The organism is Pseudomonas sp. EA_65y_Pfl1_P113 (assembly GCF_963970525.1).
Taxonomy (GTDB): Bacteria; Pseudomonadota; Gammaproteobacteria; order Pseudomonadales; family Pseudomonadaceae; genus Aquipseudomonas; species Aquipseudomonas tritici.
This window is the reverse complement of the sequence record NZ_CAXAQM010000667.1, coordinates 1-435: the sequence shown is the minus strand read 5'-3', so window position 1 is coordinate 435 and position 435 is coordinate 1. Positions and strand designations below refer to the sequence as shown.

1 protein-coding gene is annotated in these 435 nt (G+C 61.1%); it reads left to right on the top strand.

Annotation, left to right across the window (positions count from 1 at the left end; all coding sequences use genetic code 11):
• The coding region (locus AACY52_RS31635) for a ParB/RepB/Spo0J family partition protein (protein ID WP_339561600.1) at nt 1–435 on the top strand (435 nt) is incomplete at both ends.

Below are 435 nucleotides of genomic sequence, written 5' to 3'. Positions count from 1 at the left end.
ATCGAAAGCATCAAGGCGCAAGGGCGGCAGGAGATACCGGCGATCGTTCGTCGGGTCGTGGGCGATCCGGACTACGACTTCGAAGTGATCTGTGGCGCACGGCGGCACTGGACCATCAGCTGGCTGCGGTCGCACAACTATCCGGAATTCAAATTCCTGGTCGACGTCCGCGAGATCGGCGACGAAGAAGCGTTTCGCCTTGCGGATATCGAGAACCGTGCCCGCGACGACCTAACGGATCTGGAGCGCGCTCGCGATTATCTGCGAGCGCTCGACGCCTATTACGAGGGGCGTCAGAAAACGATGGCAGAGCGCCTGAAAGTCTCTGAGAGCTGGCTGACGCGTTACCTCGATCTGGCGCGCCTGCCGGCCGAGCTGACGAGAGCGTTCACGGAACCCCAGGAACTGGGAGTCCGTAATGCGATCGCGCTCAAA